Here is a 15,239-nt window from a genome sequence, read left to right on the forward strand (position 1 = left end):
ATGGCGACCGTCGATCTGAAGGATGTGAAGAAGGTCTACCCCAGCGGTTTCGAGGCCGTGAAGGGCGTTTCAATCGCGGTTCCCGACAAGGAGCTTTGCGTGCTGGTCGGCCCGTCGGGTTGCGGCAAGTCCACGCTGCTCAGAATGATCGCCGGGCTTGAAACCATCTCCTCGGGAACAGTTGCGATCGACGGCAAGATCGTAAATTCAACCGGTCCGACCGAGCGTGACATCGCCATGGTGTTCCAGAACTACGCGCTCTATCCGCATATGAAAGTCTACGACAACATGGCCTATGGGCTGCGCAACCGCGGCACGCCGAAAGATGAGATCGACAGCCGGGTCCGCGCGACGGCGAAAATACTGGAACTTTCGGCGCTGCTCGACCGCCGCCCGCGCGAGCTTTCCGGCGGCCAGCGCCAGCGTGTCGCCATGGGTCGTGCCATTGTGCGCAATCCGAGGGTTTTCCTTTTCGACGAGCCGCTTTCCAATCTCGATGCCAAATTGCGTGGCCAGATGCGCGTCGAGATAAAGAACCTGCAGCGCTCGCTTGGCGTCACGTCGGTCTATGTCACACATGACCAGCTCGAGGCGATGACGTTGGCCGACATCCTCGTCGTCATGAATGCCGGACTGGTCGAGCAAATGGGGGCGCCGCTCGACGTCTACGAAAGGCCGGCCTCGACCTTCGTCGCTTCCTTCATTGGCGCGCCGCCGATGAATCTCCTGCCCCTTTCGCAAGGGCCGGCTGGTCCGGCGCTGGCTGATGGCAAGACGATTGAATTTGCGCCTGCGAACGCCGTCACGCTCGGCTTCCGCCCCGAGGATGCCGACGTCACCTTCGGGGCCGAGGCACCGTCCGGCGCGCTCATCCTGCCGGCGCTGGTCGAGGCAGTCGAACCGGTAGGCGCCGAAAGTTTCCTTCACTGTGCTGCAGGTGGCAGCAGGATCGTCGTGCGGGTCGCGGGTCGCGCCACCGCCACGGTTGGCAACCAATTGCGCGTGGTTGCCAAGGCAGAAAAGCTGCACTGGTTCGATCAGGCCGGAAAGCGCGTCGGCTAATCAGAAAGATATGCCTACGCTCCACCCACGCGGCGTTCAGGCGAAGACATGCGCCTTTCCCGATACAGTCAGCCGGACGATCTCGCCGACCGCCGGCGCGTCCATGCCCGGTTTGCGCAGGACCAGCGGCGTGTTGCCGATCGCTGCCGCATCGGGCGGATCGGCATTGTTCAAGAGCCGCACCGCGACCGTGCACATCGAGCCGGCGAATTCGGATTCCGTCACCTCGCCGAACAGCATGTCCGAGGTGCCGGACATACCCTCGCGCGACGTTCTCTTCAGCGCGATCTGCTCCGGGCGAAGCATGATGCGGGCGATATCGCGGCTGTCATGGGTGTCGACCGCGATGCGGCCGAGCGGCGAGTTGGCGAAGCCATTTGATATCTTGGCCGGCAGGATGATGGCGTCGCCGAGGAATTCGGCGATCATCCTGTCCTTCGGCTTGAGATAGAGCTCGCGCGGCGTGCCGATTTGCGAGAACTTGCCGTCGCGCATCACCGCGACCTGGCTGGCGAAGGACAGCGCTTCGGCCTGGTCGTGCGTCACCAGGATGGTGGTGATGCCGGCGGCCTCCAGAAGCTCGGCCACCGCCTTGCGCATCGAGGCGCGCAGGCCGGTATCGAGCGCCGAGAACGGCTCGTCGAGAAGCATCAGCCTGGGCTTCATCGCCATGGCCCGGGCCAGCGCCACACGCTGCTGCTGGCCGCCGGAAAGCTCGTGCGGGCGGCGTTTGAGGATCGCCTTGTCGAGCCCGACGATATAGGCGAGCTCGACGATGCGCTCAGCGCGCTTGTCCTCGCCGCGGCCCATGCCGAAACCGATATTGTCGCCAATGGTCAGATGCGGAAACAGGGCACCATCCTGCGCCACCACACCGATGCCTCGGCGATACGCCGGCACCGCAGCGCCGCCGTTGGCCAATATGGCACCGTCGAGCGTGATGTGGCCCTGGTCCGGAGCCTCGAAGCCGGCAATCAGCCGCAGCAGGGTCGTCTTGCCGCAACCGGAAGGACCGACGATCGCCGTGCGGCTGCCGCTGGCGACGCTCAGGTCGACGCCGGCAAGGGCCGCCACGGGACCGTATTGCTTGTGCAGGCCGCTGATTTCGAGAAAGCTCATCGTCCGGCCATCCGTTTCGACTGGACATAGAGCAGCCAGGTCAAGGGCAGCGACATCGCCACCATGATGAAGGCGTAGGGTGCCGCCGAGGCATAATCAATCTCGCCACTGTAGGACCAGAAAGCCATCGCCAGCGTGTGGGTGCCGTTCGGTGCCAGCATCTGGGTGGCGGTCAGTTCGTTCATGATGCCGAGCGCCACCAGGGCCATGCCGGCCGCGGCACCCGGCGCCGACAGGCGGATCGTCGTCGACCACAGCGCCTGCAGCGGCGGCCGGCCGAGGCTGGAAGCGGCGCGTTCGAGCTCGACCGGCGCCTGCGCGATCGATGCCCGCAGGCTGACCAGCGCGCGCGGCAGGAACATCAGCGCATAGGCAACCAGGATGGTGAACAAGGTCTGGTAGAGCGGCAGCGCGATGCGTACGGTGATGGTGACCAGCGCCAGTGCGATGACGACCCCGGGCAGCGAGCCGACGATGTAGTTGCAGCCCTCCAGAAGACGCTGCAATGGCCCCGGCGCGCGGATCGAGATCCAGGCCATCGGCATGGCGGCGACGGTGGCGAGCAACGCGCCGGCGAGCGCCAGGAACAGCGTCTGGCCAAGCGCCAGGCCGATCTCGTCCAAGCGCCAGACAGCGGAGCCGCCGGCGGCAAGCCAGCCGCCAATGGTGACGAACGGCACGCCGAGCGCCAAAAGCGTGATGACGACAAGCAAGAGCAGGCTAGGCAGGGTGGCGCGTCCGAGGCTTGTGCGTTGCTGATGGCGCGCCGCGCCGGAGCCGACACGGGCATAGCGCTCCTCGCCGCGCACCAGCACTTCGAGGCCGAGCAGCACGAAGCAGCAGCTGACCAACACGCCGGCCAGCATGTTGGCGGCCGGTCCATTGAAGGTCGACTGGAACTGGTCGACGATCGCCGTGGTGAAGGTGTCGAAGCGGATGAAGACATAGAGGCCGTACTCGGCCAGCAGATGCAGGCCGACCAGCAGCGAGCCGCCGCAGATGGCGAGCCGCAATTGCGGCAGCACGACCCGCCAGAACACGCGCCGGGGCCCAAGTCCGAGTGCGGCGGCGGCGTCTTCCAGGGCGGGATCGAGACGGCGCAACGCCGCCGACACCGGCAGATACAGGAACGGGAAATAGGCGATCACGGAAACCAGCACGCCGGCCCACAGGCCGTGCAGTCCCGGCACCATGGTGACCCAGGCATAGCTGTGCACAAAAGCCGGGATGGCGAGCGGCGCCACGCACAGCCAGGCCCAGAGCCGGGCGCCCGGCAGGTCGCTGCGCTCGGTCAACCAGGCCAGCGAAACCGACAGCACGATGGTGATCGGCACCGAGAGCGCGACCAGCAGGACAGTGTTGACCAGAAGCTCGCCGACACGCGGCCGGAAGACCAGTGCCGAGACTGTTTCCCAGCCGGTCTGCACCGCGATCCAGATGATGAAGGCAAGCGGCACCAGCGCCAGCAGCGCAACGAAGATGGCGGCGAGGACCAGCCAAAGCGGTGCGCGTCGCCGAGCCCTTCGGCCTGTGCCCGAAGGCAGGCCCGAATGCGCGAGATCGACCGCGGACTGCATCAGGTCAGACGCCGTGCCGTTGCCGTCCAGCGGCAGCAATTGAAAGACCGCGATCGCGGTCGGGAACACAGCGTGTCGTCATCGACGAATGCCATCTCGAAAAACAAAATCACTCCCGCGGAAGGCGAATTCCCGCGGGAGCGTGGTCGGGTGTCCTTTTAGGACGAATGGCAACTAAAGCAAGCCGGCTGCCGTCATCAGATCGGTCACCTTCTTGGAGTTCAGCGTCGTGGCATCGACCTTCGGCGCCTGCAGATCGGCGAGCGGCACCAGCTTCGGGTTGGAGTCCGCACCCTTGCCGACCGCGTACTCGAAGGAATCGCCGGTTTTCAGCACGTCCTGACCGCCTTTGCCTGTCAGCCATTTCAGGAACGCCTGGGCTTCCTTCGGATGCTTGCTCGAAGCCAGCACACCGCCGCCGGAGATCGAGACGAAGGCGCCCGGATCCTGGTTCTTGAAATAGTGCAGCGCGACATTCTTGCTGTTTTCGCCGGTCTTGGCCTGATCGCCGAAATAGTAATAGTGATAGATCACGCCGCCTTCGATCTCGCCGGCATTGACCGCCTTCATCACCGTGCTGTTGCCCTTGTAGGCGGTGAAATTGGTTTTCATCGCTTTCAGCCAGTCGGCGGTAGCGGCTTCACCTTTGAGCTGGAGCAGGGCGCTGACGATGGCCTGGAAATCAGCGCCCGAGGGGGAGGCGGCCCAACGGCCTTTCCAGCTCGGATCGGCGAGGTCCAGCATCGACTTGGGCAACTGGTCGGCAGTCAGCTTGGTCTTGTTATAGGCAAAGACCGTGCTGCGCGCGGCAACGCCGACCCATTTGCCGCTGGCCGGCTGATAGTCCTGGGGAACCTGCGCCAGCGTGTCCGCGTCGACCGGCGCGAACAGGCCGGCGCTTTCGACCAGCGCCATGGCCGGTGAGTTTTCGGTCAGGAAGACGTCTGCGGGCGAAGCAGCGCCCTCGGCGACGATCTGGTTGGAGAAATCGCTGTCGCCGCCATTGCGCACGGTGACCTTGATGCCTGTTTCCTTGGTGAAGCCTTCGGCCCACGCCTTGGTCAGGCTTTCGTGCTGGGCGTTGTAGACAATGATGCCATCCTCTTCCGCCTTTGCCGGACCGGCGATGAGGCTGATTGCCAGCGCGGCGGCGCCGGCGAGGGTGGAAAGAGCGTATTTCATGGCATTGTCCTCGATTTCGGGGGTCCTAGGTCTGTCACGGCTGCACCTATCGATACATGACAGCTATAGTCAACATTGTTGGTGTGCTTCAATCGGTCGCTGACGTGCAAAGGTCGGTGCCGAACGGACAATTCCGCGTGATGCTCACGGTTCGGCGGTGCCGCAAACTTTCGTGACTTGCCGACAGTTTGGCTTGGACATTATTTCGCCGGCCACGTAACAAATCAGCGCCGAGACGCGAAAATCGGGGAGTGAACTCTTGTGAGCGGCAAGGACGAGGCCGAACTTTCCCGGCTGATGCGGGCCGCGATCGCGGGAGATGAAAGGGCTTACGCCGACTTTCTGCACCGGATTGCCGCGCTGGTTCGCGGTTTTGCCAGGCGCAAGATCGTGCAGGGCGGGGTCGATCCCGAGGATGTCGTGCAGGAAACCTTGCTGGCCATTCATGTGAAACGGCATACCTGGCGTCAGGATGCGCCGGTGTTGCCGTGGGTCTATGCGATTGCCCGCTTCAAGCTGATCGATGCGTTCAGGCGGCGCGGACGGCGCATCGAGATCGACGTCGACGATATCGCCGAGACGTTCGCCGAGCCGGAAACCGAGACCGTCAGCGAGCGCGACATCAACCGTGCATTGGACGGTCTGTCGCCGGCTCAGCGCTCCGTGGTCTCGGCCGTGTCGGTGGAAGGGCGGTCCATCGGCGAGACGGCGGCAAAGTTCGGCATCAGCGAGACGGCGGTGCGGGTGTCGCTGCATCGCGGACTTGCCGCGATAGCCAAGCGATTCGGGCGGGAATGACATGAGAACGGACGATCTCATCAAGGCGCTGGACGCCGATGCAACCAGCAAGGCGATGCCGCTGCAATCGGCCTGGTGGCTGGCCGCCGGTGCGGCAGCGGTGATCGCGGCCGTCGTTTTCCTGCTGACCATCGGCCCACGCCCGGATTTCATGGCGGCCGCGCACACGATGCGCTTCCTTTCCAAATTCGTCTTCACCATCGTGCTTGCCGTCAGCGCCTTCGCCCTGATCCGTGCCTTGTCGACGCCGGGTGCATCAACGGGCCGGGCAATGGTTGGGATGGCTGCGGCGCCAGTGCTGGTAGCCGTGGCGGTGGTTCTGGAGCTTTTCATGGTGCCGGAGGCGCTGTGGGGAACCAAAATGGTCGGCTCCAACATGATGATCTGCATGGCATTCATCCCGCTGATCGGCCTCGGTCCGCTTGCCATCTTCCTGTGGATGCTGCGCTACGGGGCGCCGACACGGCCGGTGCTTGCCGGTGCGGTGGCAGGCCTGCTCGCCGGCGGGCTGGCGGCAACCTTCTATGCCGCCCACTGCTTCGACGATTCGCCGCTTTTCGTCGCCACCTGGTACACGATAGCGATTGCAGCGCTCGCATTGCTTGGCGCGCTCGGCGGACGGTTTTTCGTGCGCTGGTAGCGTTGCGCCACGCTCGCCCGCTCGCGCATACCGATCCTTAATCATGCCGGCAATTGTTTGCCGGTTAGCGATGGCACCGGAATGCCTGACGCAACCTTTCCTTAAAATCGATCCGCCAAGGTTGAGGCGAGAACATGCGTTTGCGCACGGGGGTGGCACGTATCGTGATGTGGCGAGGATTGACCAGCCGAGAATCTCTTGGGCGTGCAGGGCTGGCGTTGCTCGTCGCCGGCCTGGGCGTGCTGGCGGCCTCGATCCTGCTGTCGCACCTGGACCTGGGCACCGAAGCCTTGAAACTCTGCCTGCAGATCGCGATGGCAGTGGCGGCGGGCGCGCTGTTCCTCGCCGCCCTGTCCACCCGCAGGATCAGCATGGATCGCCAACAGATCGCCGAGAGCGAGCTGCGCTTCCGCCGCGCCATGGAGGATTCAGCGATCGGTATCGTCGTTGTCGGTCTCGATGGGCGCATCCGCCAGACCAATCCGGCCTTCGCGGCCATGCTTGGCTACACAAGCGAAGAGATCGAGGCGCTGACTTTCTTCCAGATCACGCATCCCGACGACCAGCAGATCGGGCGGAAGACGATGGACGATCTGAAGGCGGGCACGGTCAATTCCTTCCATTTCGAGAAGCGCTATCTCCGCAAGGACGGAACGCCTGTCTGGGCCCATCTTGCCGGTTCGGTCATTCGCGATGAGACCAGCGGCCGCCCGCTCTATCTCGTCTCGCAAATCGAAAACATCGACGCTCGCAAGCAGGCCGAGGCGCGCATTGCCGAAGCGGAAACGCGTTGGAATTTCGCGCTCGCCGGCGCCGGCCAGGGCGTCTGGGACCTCGACATGCGCAAGGGCGGCACGACCTATTCCTCGACCTGGGTCAAGATGCTGGGCTATGCGGATGGCGAGCTCGATGGCGACACCGACCGCTGGCTGACGATGATCCATCCTGATGATCGCGAGACTGTCGCCGAAGCGGATCGCGCTCATCTCGAGGGCAAGACACCGTTCTTTGAGGCCGAGTTCAGGATGCGCCACAAGGATGGCCACTGGGTGTGGATCCTCGACCGCGGCAAGGCCATCGAACGTGATGAGGATGGACGGCTGATCAGGGCCATCGGCAGCTTGACCGACATCACCCGCCGCAAGGAGGCCGAAGAGCGCCTCACCGTGTCGGCGGCAATGCTTGCCGATGAAAAGGAGCGGCTGAGGGTGACGCTGCAATCGATCGGCGATGCCGTGATCTGCACCGATGCCGCAAACCGTATCACCTTCATGAACCCGGTCGCCGAAAAGCTGACCGGGATTGCCGGCGGCGAGGCTCTCGGCAAGATGCTTGGCCATGTCTACTGGGCGGTCGATGAGGAGACGGGGCACAGGATCGGCGTGACCCGGCCCGCGGTTGGCGTTCATGCGCCCGCCGACCAGAACAGCCGCGCCGTCCTCATCCGGCGCGACGACACGCGCTGCAGCATCCGCCAGGTGGTGTCGCCGATCGTCAACGACCGCCACGAATTCTGCGGGCTGGTCATCGTCTTCCAGGACTTTACCGATGCGCGCGCGCTGCAGCGCCAGCTCGCCCACGCCGCGGCACACGATGCGCTGACCGGCCTTGCCAACCGCTCCAGCTTCATCCGCGCCATGGAGGACCTCGTCGACCAGGCGCGCAAGGACGGCACCGCCGACACGACAAGGTCGGTCGGCGACACGACAAGGTCGGTCGGCGACACGACAAGGTCGGTCGGAGGCGCCGGACATCAGTTCATGTTCATCGACCTCGACCACTTCAAACTGGTCAACGACACGGGTGGCCACGCGGCGGGAGACGCGCTGCTGAAGCGGGTTGCCGTGGCTATTCGCGGCGTGCTTGGTCCAGACGACATCGTCGCTCGCCTCGGCGGCGACGAATTCGCGGTCATTTTGAAATCGGGTTCGGCAGCCGGCGCCAAGATCGCGGCGCGCTCCATCATCGATGCGATCGGCGGGCTAGACTTCACCTGGGACGGCCGTCCTCACGTGATCGGCGCCAGCATCGGGTTGGCTGCGATCAATGCCAATTGTGGCGAGGTCGACGAGATCATCGCCAGGGCCGATGCGGCTTGCTATGCCGCCAAGGCGGCGGGCCGTGGCTGTGTCTCCGTGGCGCCCGACGCACAACAGATCGTGGATGGCCGGACAGAGCCACTGGCGGTGGCCTCCTGATAGACCCGTCGCCGTTGAACCGAAAGGCTTGTCCCTGATTTGCGCCGACGATCCGCTCAGCGCGTCGGGACGGGATGCTCGCCGCGATAGTCGTAGAAGCCGCGCCCGGTCTTGCGGCCGAGCCAGCCGGCCTCGACATACTTCACCAGTAGCGGGCAAGGGCGGTACTTGGAGTCCGACAGGCCGTCATGCAGCACCTGCATGATCGACAGGCAGGTATCGAGCCCGATGAAGTCAGCCAGCTGCAGCGGCCCCATCGGATGGTTGGCGCCGAGCCGCATGGCCGTGTCGATGGCGTCGACCGAGCCGACACCCTCATAGAGCGTGTAGATCGCCTCGTTGATCATCGGCAGCAGGATGCGGTTGACGATGAAGGCAGGAAAATCCTCCGAGACCGTGATCGTCTTGTCGAGCTGCTTCACATAGGTTTTGGCTGCCTCGAAGGTCTGGTCCTCGGTGGCGATGCCGCGCACCAGTTCGACCAGCTTCATCAGCGGTACCGGGTTCATGAAATGTATGCCGATGAACCGCTCGGGCCGGTCGGTCTGCGCGGCAAGCCGCGTGATCGAGATCGACGAGGTGTTGGTCGCCAGGATGGCTTCGGGATTGAGCTGCGGACAAAGCTGGGCGTAGATCTTGCGCTTGACCGTCTCGTCCTCGGTCGCCGCCTCGATCACCAGGTCAGCACCCGCAAGATCGGCCATCGCGGGCGCGGCCGAAATGCGGCCCATCGCATCGTTGCGCACCTTCTCGTCGAGCTTGCCGGACCCCACCTGGCGGGCCATGTTGCCGCTGATCGTGGCGATGCCCTTCTCGATGCGGTCGGGCGAGATATCGTAGATCAATACCTTGTAGCCTGAAAGCGCGGAGACATGGGCGATGCCGCCACCCATCTGGCCCGCGCCGATGATGCCGATCGTCTCGATCTTGCTCATTACACCGATCCCGTCCTGAACCCTTCCGCTTGAACTGCGAAAGCGCTCCACCTTTTATTTTACCGCAATCCCGGACGCAAAACCGCTGCGCACTTTGCTGGATTGCTTTCAGCCTTTGCGGCCTGCTTTTTGTGCGGTGCAAACTAAAAGGGCGGGGCGACTTCGTCTACCCCACCCTCACCATTTAATACGCTTTGGCAGAAAGCGTCAAAGCGCCTTTTGCAGTTCCGGCAGGATGACGAACAGGTCGCCGACGAGGCCGTAGTCGGCAACCTGGAAAATCGGCGCCTCCTCGTCCTTGTTGATGGCGACGATGACCTTGGAATCCTTCATGCCGGCAAGGTGCTGGATGGCGCCGGAGATGCCGACCGCGATGTAGAGATCGGGGGCAACCACCTTGCCGGTCTGGCCGACCTGCCAATCGTTCGGCGCATAGCCGGCGTCGACGGCGGCGCGGGAAGCGCCGACCGCGGCGCCGAGCTTGTCGGCAACCGGCAGGATGACCTCCTGGAATTTCTCCGAGGAGCCCAGCGCGCGGCCGCCCGAGATGATGATCTTGGCCGAGGTCAACTCCGGACGGTCGGTCTCGGAAAGCTTGTTCTCGATGAAGGTGGAGAGGCCCGGATTGGCCGCGGCCTTAACGGTCTCGACGGCTGCCGAGCCGCCCTCGGGGGCTGCCTGGAAGGAGGCGGTGCGCACGGTGATCACCTTCTTGGCGTCGCTCGACTGCACCGTCTGGATGGCGTTGCCGGCATAGATCGGCCGCTTGAAGGTGTCGGGCGATACGACTTCGATGATCTCGGACACCTGCGCGACATCGAGGAGCGCAGCCACGCGCGGCGCGACATTCTTGCCCGACGAGGTCGCCGGCGCGATGATGGTGTCGTAGGCGCCCGCCAGCGACACAATGAGCGCTGCCGTCGGTTCGGCCAGACGCTCGGCAAGCTCGTCGGCCTCGGCCAACAGCACCTTGCTCACGCCCTTCAGCTTGGCGGCAGCGTCGGCTGCCGGCTTGGCGCCCTTGCCGGCAACCAGCACATGCACGTCCGAGCCGATCTGCAGCGCGGCCGACAGCGCCTTGGCGGTCTGGTCGGAAAGGGTTGCGTTGTCGTGTTCTGCAATCAGAAGAATAGCCATTGATGATATTCCTGACTTTCGTCTTCGCGGCTCCCTGAAATCCGGTCAGGCCGAGTCGAAAACGGTTGGTTTCGAGAACCGGAGCGGAGCGTACTTCTGTACGTGAGCACCGGAAGCGGAGAAGCCAGCCGTTTGCAGGCCGGCCTCATCGGATTTCCTTACAGCACGCCGGCTTCGTTCTTCAGCTTGTCGACCAGCTCAGCGACGCTCTTGACCTTGACGCCTGCCTTGCGGCCGCTCGGCTCTTCGGTCTTGATGACCTTCAGCCGCGGCTTGACGTCGGCGCCGTAGTCGGCCGGGCTCTTCTCGTCGAGCTGCTTCTTCTTGGCCTTCATGATGTTGGGCAGCGAGGCATAGCGCGGCTGGTTGAGGCGAAGGTCGGCGGTGACGATCACCGGCATCTTCAGTTCCACCGTCTGCAGGCCGCCATCGACTTCGCGCGTCACCTTGGCCTTGTCGCCGTCGAGCACGATCTTGGAGGCGAAGGTTCCCTGCGCCCATCCCAACAGTGCCGCCAGCATCTGGCCGGTCTGGTTGGAATCGTCGTCGATCGCCTGCTTGCCGAGGATGACGAGGCCGGGCTGCTCGGCGTCGACGACGCCCTTCAGCACCTTGGCGACGCCGAGCGGCTCGGTCTGTTCGTCGGTCTTGACCAGGATGGCGCGGTCAGCGCCCATGGCGAGCGCCGTGCGCAGGGTTTCCTGCGCCTGCTGCGGGCCGATCGAGACGACGATGATTTCTTCCGCCTTGCCAGCTTCCTTCAGCCGGATCGCTTCTTCAACCGCGATCTCGTCGAACGGGTTCATCGCCATCTTGACGTTGGCGAGCTCCACCGCCGAACCATCAGCCTTCACGCGAACCTTGACGTTCGCATCCACAACCCGCTTCACGGGCACAAGGATCTTCATTTGCCTGTCACCTCTTCACGCTAATTGGGCGCGCTATAACAGCCTGCGCCCGTTCTGAGTTGTCGAAAGCCGACATTCCAGGTGGAAATTCTGGCCGGATGGAAATTCTGGTCTTTGCCCGCCTTAGGTTGCGGCGGAGACGTTTCCGTAGTTGCGGCAACCCTGCACGTCAATACGCTGCAAGTGGCTCAAATCGGTTCAGTCCGAACTGGAAGCGTTTCCGCGTCCCCAGCGCGGTGTCGCGGCGGGTTGATCGGGGATCAACGGTTCCGTGGCAACCGGCGGCTGGTCGGGCGCGGCGGGCGCGACGTCTTCGTCGGCGCCGGCAAACAGCGGCACGCCGCGGCTACGCAAGACAAGCACCAGAACGGCGCCGGCGATGATGCCGCCGATATGGCAGGCCCAGGAGATCTGATCCTCGCCGCCGGCGGCAAACATCACCACCTGGAAAAGGACCCACAGGATGAGCGGGATGAAGGCCGGAATGCGCAGCGGGATGCGGGCGAAGGCCAACACCCAGACCTTCACCCTGGGATAAAGGATCAGATAGGCGACGACCACGCCGGCGATGGCGCCCGAGGCACCGATCAGCGGCACCTGCGAGTTCCAGGCGACGAGGCCCTGGAAGGCGGCGCCGGCGATCGCGCACAACAGGTAGAAGATGAGGTAGCGGATGTGACCGAGCGCGTCCTCGACATTGTCGCCGAACACCCACAGGAACAGCATGTTGCCGCCGAGGTGGAAGATGTCGGCATGCAGGAAGGAATAGGTGAGGTAGCTCAGGCTTTCGGGGATGACGATAAAACGGGGATCGAGCTCGGCGGTGTCATGGACGACCGACGGGATGAAGCCGAGACCAAGCACGGCGGCATTGGAGAAACTCTCGCCGCCGAGCGCGGTGGCGAGGTAGACCAGGGCGTTGACCACGATCAGCCCGATGGTCACATATTGCAGGCGGATGTGGCGCAGCCTGTTGGTGTCGTAAAGCGGGATGAACATGCCCCAGGCCCTCTTCCGCTTTCGACAATCAGCGGTTCTTGCCGGGAACCCATAGCACGTCGGCGTTTCCGTTGTCATTGACCGCCCGGGCGGCGACAAACAGGAAATCCGAGACGCGGTTGATGTATTTCAGACCGTCGCGGTTGACGTGCTCGTTCGGGTCCTGGGCCAGTGCGACCATCAGCCTTTCGGCTCGCCTTGCCACGGTGCGGGCAAGGTGAAGTGCCGCCGCCGCCGCTGTGCCGCCATTGAGCACGAAGGATTTGAGCGGCTGAAGCTCCTTGTTGAGAAGGTCGATGTCCTTTTCGACCCGGTCGGTCTGCACGGCGACGATGCGAAGCGGCTCATAGCCGAGCGGCTTGCCGTCGTCGGGTACGGCGAGATCGGCGCCGAGATCGAACAGATCGTTCTGGATGCGGGACAGCATGGCGTCGATCGCGGGATGGGCCGCGGCCGTGTGGACCCTTGCGATGCCGATGCAGGCATTGGCCTCGTCGACCGTGCCGTAGGCCTCTACCCGCAGATCGGATTTCAGCCGCCTCTCGCCGGTGCCGAGACCCGTGGTGCCATCATCGCCGGTGCGGGTGTAGATCTTGTTGAGCTTGACCATTTCGCCTCCCCGGCCGCCGGCATCCTCACTTGCGGGTGAAATACACCGCCAGCAGGATCAGCACCAGCGCCACGGCCTGCAGCATGACTCGTGCCTGCATCAGCTTGTTCGAGGTGACGCCGGAGCCGCCGCGCATCATGTTGATGAGGCCGCGAACAAGCACGACCGCAACGGCGACCATGACCAGAATGGCGAGAATGTTGAAGACGGTTGCCATTGCTTCGTTCCAGTTGGTTGGCGTTCAGGCGCGTTTGGCCATCAGGCGGTAAAGCATCGATGCCGGCAGGATGCGTCTGAGCACCGCGCCGATCCTGGCGGGCACTGTTACCACATAGTGCGGGCGTGGGCGCCGCGACAGAAGTGCATGGCGCAGCGCCGCATGAACCACTTCCGGCCCTGGCTTCAAGGCCGATTGGCTGCCGCCGGCCCGCAGTCGCTCGAGTTGCGCCGCATAGTCCACGCGGTGCACGGAATTCTCGTGGTCGATGTTGCTGAGAAACCAAATGAGGCCATTGCTGGCGATCTTCGACTTCACCGGCCCCGGCTCGATCAGCGAAACGTGGACGCCGCTGCCCGCCAGTTCCTGGCGCTGGCAGAGCATTAAGGCCTCCAGTGCGTGCTTCGACGCCGAATAGGCGCCGCGAAAGCGCACCGGCACGAGGCCAAGGATCGACGAGCAGTGGACGATGCGGCCCTGACCCTGGCGGCGCATCACCGGCACCAGCCGGCGGGTCAAATCATGCCAGCCGAAGAAATTCGCCTCGAACTGCTGCTTGAGCGCGGCAACGGGCAGATCCTCGACGGCGCCCGGCTGCGCATACGCGCCGTTGTTGAACAGGGCGTCGAGGCGGCCGCCGGTGCGGTCGAGCACCGCCGCCACCAGCGCGGCGATGGAGTCCGGCTCGCAATAATCGAGATAGAAGGCCTCGATGCCATCGGCTTCGAGCGCGGCGAGGTCCTGTGGCTTGCGCGCCGTTGCGAACACCCGCCAGCCTTCCGCCTTCAACGCGCGGGCGCAGTACGCGCCTATTCCCGAAGACGCACCGGTGATGATAATCGAGCGCAACTTCTGCGCCGGACTGTTCGTGGTTTCGCCAAGGGTTGCCATTTGCCGCAATCCCTTCCCATATTCCCGGCGTGGAGACAATTGGAGGGCGCGGTTCTTGTTGCGGAAGATCGTAGCCCTCAAGCGGGTCCTCTACGACGCACTTGGCCATTTCAACACCGATGACGGCTGGGCGATGGCCAGCCATCTAGCGATCACCTCGCTGATGGCGCTGTTCCCGTTCCTGATCTTCGCGACGACGCTGGCGAGCTTCCTCGGCGCGCAGGCGTTCTCCGACACGGCCGTGCATCTGGTCTTCGACACCTGGCCCGAACAGATCGCCAAGCCGATCGCGCGCGAAGTGCTCAATGTGCTGACCGTCAGGCGCACCGACCTTTTGACCTATGGTGTGGTGCTTGCGGCCTATTTTGCGTCGAACGGCATCGAGGCGCTGCGCACGTCGCTCAACCGCGCCTACCGCGTCTCGGAAACGCGCGGCATCATCTACCGCCGGGTGCAGAGCATCATCTTCGTTCTCATCGCCACGGCCGGTTTCCTGGCGATCAGCGTGCTCCTGGTGTTCGCGCCGCTGCTGGCGCGGCTCGCGGAAGCCCATATCGACTGGATCAAGCCCTATATGGGCACCATTACGCTATGGCGTTACGTCATCGCTTCGGCGGTCATTGTCGGCGGATTGTTTGCCGTCCATTTCTGGCTGCCGGCGGGCAAGCGCCGCTTCGTCTCGCTGGTGCCGGGCATCGTCTTCACGCTGGCGGCATGGCTTATCGGTTCGACCATCTTCGCCACCTATCTCGACCACTTCTCGTCCTATGTGACGACCTATGCCGGCCTGGCCTCGATCATGATCGCCGTGGTCTTCCTCTACATGGTCTCGGCGATCTTCATCCTCGGCGGCGAGCTCAATGCCGCGATCAGCCGCTATCTGGAGGCGCGTGCGCGGGTGGGATGACAGGTCGAATTGAGGAATTGAAGAATTGGAGAAAAAGCGGGCCATATCCGGCGCTGTCT

General features: G+C 63.9%; 15 protein-coding genes. 5 read left to right on the forward strand and 10 right to left on the reverse strand.

Annotation, left to right across the window (positions count from 1 at the left end; translation table 11 throughout):
* Positions 1-1,062: a sn-glycerol-3-phosphate import ATP-binding protein UgpC gene (locus A9K65_RS08000; protein ID WP_013529416.1), complete on the forward strand. Its 1,062-nt coding sequence runs from the start codon at positions 1-3 to the stop codon at positions 1,060-1,062.
* Between the two features lie 36 nt (positions 1,063-1,098).
* Here the strand turns inward: A9K65_RS08000 and A9K65_RS08005 are convergent, their stop codons facing one another.
* The 3 genes from A9K65_RS08005 to A9K65_RS08015 all read right to left on the reverse strand — a co-directional run bounded on the left by A9K65_RS08005 (position 1,099) and on the right by A9K65_RS08015 (position 4,940).
* Positions 1,099-2,181 (reverse strand): ABC transporter ATP-binding protein, encoded by a 1,083-nt coding sequence (locus A9K65_RS08005; RefSeq protein WP_013529417.1) that lies wholly within the window; start codon positions 2,179-2,181, stop codon positions 1,099-1,101.
* Positions 2,178-3,758 (reverse strand): iron ABC transporter permease, encoded by a 1,581-nt coding sequence (locus A9K65_RS08010; protein WP_064993105.1) that lies wholly within the window; start codon positions 3,756-3,758, stop codon positions 2,178-2,180. Before A9K65_RS08010 ends, A9K65_RS08005 begins: the two co-directional genes overlap by 4 nt.
* Positions 3,759-3,932: 174 nt before the next feature.
* Entirely contained in the window at positions 3,933-4,940 is a 1,008-nt protein-coding gene (locus tag A9K65_RS08015; protein WP_013529419.1) for an iron ABC transporter substrate-binding protein, read from the reverse strand.
* Positions 4,941-5,201: 261 nt separating this feature from the next.
* On the opposite strand from A9K65_RS08015, the gene A9K65_RS08020 reads away from it, so the two are divergent.
* The 3 genes from A9K65_RS08020 to A9K65_RS08030 all read left to right on the forward strand — a co-directional run bounded on the left by A9K65_RS08020 (position 5,202) and on the right by A9K65_RS08030 (position 8,576).
* Positions 5,202-5,738: a sigma-70 family RNA polymerase sigma factor gene (locus tag A9K65_RS08020; RefSeq protein ID WP_064993059.1), complete on the forward strand. Its 537-nt coding sequence runs from the start codon at positions 5,202-5,204 to the stop codon at positions 5,736-5,738.
* A 1-nt stretch (position 5,739) separates the two neighbouring features.
* Complete coding sequence (locus tag A9K65_RS08025; RefSeq protein ID WP_013529421.1) at positions 5,740-6,378, forward strand: NrsF family protein; 639 nt, start codon at positions 5,740-5,742, stop codon at positions 6,376-6,378.
* A gap of 134 nt (positions 6,379-6,512) precedes the next feature.
* Entirely contained in the window at positions 6,513-8,576 is a 2,064-nt protein-coding gene (locus tag A9K65_RS08030; RefSeq protein WP_084015608.1) for a PAS domain S-box protein, read from the forward strand.
* A gap of 56 nt (positions 8,577-8,632) precedes the next feature.
* Here A9K65_RS08030 and A9K65_RS08035 read toward each other — a convergent pair whose 3' ends face one another.
* From A9K65_RS08035 to A9K65_RS08065, 7 genes are all read right to left on the reverse strand, one after another.
* The gene (locus tag A9K65_RS08035; protein WP_013529423.1) at positions 8,633-9,511 is read right to left on the reverse strand and encodes a 3-hydroxybutyryl-CoA dehydrogenase; all 879 of its coding nucleotides are present in this window, start codon (positions 9,509-9,511) and stop codon (positions 8,633-8,635) included.
* A gap of 207 nt (positions 9,512-9,718) precedes the next feature.
* Positions 9,719-10,648 carry an electron transfer flavoprotein subunit alpha/FixB family protein gene (locus A9K65_RS08040; RefSeq protein WP_024503779.1) on the reverse strand — a complete coding sequence of 310 codons (930 nt, stop codon included), beginning with the start codon at positions 10,646-10,648 and terminating at the stop codon, positions 9,719-9,721.
* Positions 10,649-10,806: 158 nt separating this feature from the next.
* Positions 10,807-11,556 carry an electron transfer flavoprotein subunit beta/FixA family protein gene (locus A9K65_RS08045; RefSeq protein WP_013529425.1) on the reverse strand — a complete coding sequence of 250 codons (750 nt, stop codon included), beginning with the start codon at positions 11,554-11,556 and terminating at the stop codon, positions 10,807-10,809.
* A gap of 198 nt (positions 11,557-11,754) precedes the next feature.
* Positions 11,755-12,555: a rhomboid family intramembrane serine protease gene (locus A9K65_RS08050; RefSeq protein WP_064993058.1), complete on the reverse strand. Its 801-nt coding sequence runs from the start codon at positions 12,553-12,555 to the stop codon at positions 11,755-11,757.
* A gap of 28 nt (positions 12,556-12,583) precedes the next feature.
* A complete protein-coding gene (locus tag A9K65_RS08055) occupies positions 12,584-13,165 on the reverse strand; it encodes a cob(I)yrinic acid a,c-diamide adenosyltransferase (protein ID WP_013529427.1) in 582 nt (193 codons plus the stop codon).
* A gap of 25 nt (positions 13,166-13,190) precedes the next feature.
* The gene (locus A9K65_RS08060; RefSeq protein WP_013529428.1) at positions 13,191-13,382 is read right to left on the reverse strand and encodes a twin transmembrane helix small protein; all 192 of its coding nucleotides are present in this window, start codon (positions 13,380-13,382) and stop codon (positions 13,191-13,193) included.
* 24 nt (positions 13,383-13,406) lie between these two features.
* Positions 13,407-14,273 carry an SDR family oxidoreductase gene (locus A9K65_RS08065; protein ID WP_084015606.1) on the reverse strand — a complete coding sequence of 289 codons (867 nt, stop codon included), beginning with the start codon at positions 14,271-14,273 and terminating at the stop codon, positions 13,407-13,409.
* A gap of 55 nt (positions 14,274-14,328) precedes the next feature.
* On the opposite strand from A9K65_RS08065, the gene A9K65_RS08070 reads away from it, so the two are divergent.
* Entirely contained in the window at positions 14,329-15,180 is an 852-nt protein-coding gene (locus A9K65_RS08070; RefSeq protein ID WP_013529430.1) for a YihY/virulence factor BrkB family protein, read from the forward strand.
* The last annotated feature ends 59 nt before the right edge of the window (positions 15,181-15,239 follow it).

This window comes from Mesorhizobium sp. WSM1497, from assembly GCF_001672455.2.
GTDB classification, from domain to species: Bacteria; Pseudomonadota; Alphaproteobacteria; order Rhizobiales; family Rhizobiaceae; genus Mesorhizobium; species Mesorhizobium ciceri.

Excerpts from the sequence above, each read along its gene's own strand:
- A9K65_RS08060 (WP_013529428.1), bottom strand. The coding sequence starts at position 13,382 with ATGGCAACCGTCTTCAACATTCTCGCCATTCTGGTCATGGTCGCCGTT.
- A9K65_RS08035 (WP_013529423.1), bottom strand. The coding sequence starts at position 9,511 with ATGAGCAAGATCGAGACGATCGGCATCATCGGCGCGGGCCAGATGGGT.
- A9K65_RS08010 (WP_064993105.1), bottom strand. The coding sequence starts at position 3,758 with ATGCAGTCCGCGGTCGATCTCGCGCATTCGGGCCTGCCTTCGGGCACA.
- A9K65_RS08000 (WP_013529416.1), top strand. The coding sequence starts at position 1 with ATGGCGACCGTCGATCTGAAGGATGTGAAGAAGGTCTACCCCAGCGGT.
- A9K65_RS08015 (WP_013529419.1), bottom strand. The coding sequence starts at position 4,940 with ATGAAATACGCTCTTTCCACCCTCGCCGGCGCCGCCGCGCTGGCAATC.
- A9K65_RS08065 (WP_084015606.1), bottom strand. The coding sequence starts at position 14,273 with ATGGCAACCCTTGGCGAAACCACGAACAGTCCGGCGCAGAAGTTGCGC.
- A9K65_RS08045 (WP_013529425.1), bottom strand. The coding sequence starts at position 11,556 with ATGAAGATCCTTGTGCCCGTGAAGCGGGTTGTGGATGCGAACGTCAAG.
- A9K65_RS08050 (WP_064993058.1), bottom strand. The coding sequence starts at position 12,555 with ATGTTCATCCCGCTTTACGACACCAACAGGCTGCGCCACATCCGCCTG.
- A9K65_RS08030 (WP_084015608.1), top strand. The coding sequence starts at position 6,513 with ATGCGTTTGCGCACGGGGGTGGCACGTATCGTGATGTGGCGAGGATTG.
- A9K65_RS08005 (WP_013529417.1), bottom strand. The coding sequence starts at position 2,181 with ATGAGCTTTCTCGAAATCAGCGGCCTGCACAAGCAATACGGTCCCGTG.
- A9K65_RS08025 (WP_013529421.1), top strand. The coding sequence starts at position 5,740 with ATGAGAACGGACGATCTCATCAAGGCGCTGGACGCCGATGCAACCAGC.
- A9K65_RS08055 (WP_013529427.1), bottom strand. The coding sequence starts at position 13,165 with ATGGTCAAGCTCAACAAGATCTACACCCGCACCGGCGATGATGGCACC.
- A9K65_RS08040 (WP_024503779.1), bottom strand. The coding sequence starts at position 10,648 with ATGGCTATTCTTCTGATTGCAGAACACGACAACGCAACCCTTTCCGAC.